Here is a 273-nt window from a genome sequence, read left to right as displayed (position 1 = left end):
CAAGCTATCCCTCAGATAGGTATTTTCTGCAAGGAGCTCATCATGACCTTCAATCTCCAAAATAACATCCTTGGTCAGCTGCCACTCATCCAAGATAATATTGAAAATATCACGCACATTCTGATCTTCACAAAGCTGCGCATACTCAAAAGCGATATTCATATTTGACTTAGACAGAACCATGTCTACATTTGATAAGAGTGACTTGAAGAAAGGCCATCTCTTATACATAAATTGCAGAAAGGCTAAGTTATTTTCTGGGTCTTCATCAAT

1 protein-coding gene is annotated in these 273 nt (G+C 37.7%); it reads right to left on the bottom strand.

Annotated features, from left to right (window positions below):
• On the bottom strand, positions 1 to 273 hold a 273-nt coding region (locus tag A0739_RS09850; protein WP_155718988.1), incomplete at both ends, for a phosphoenolpyruvate carboxylase.

The organism is Streptococcus oralis, from assembly GCF_001588645.1.
In the GTDB taxonomy this organism is placed as follows: domain Bacteria; phylum Bacillota; class Bacilli; order Lactobacillales; family Streptococcaceae; genus Streptococcus; species Streptococcus oralis_AB.
Note: the sequence above shows the minus strand (reverse complement) of the source record. Positions and strands in the feature narration are given on the sequence as shown.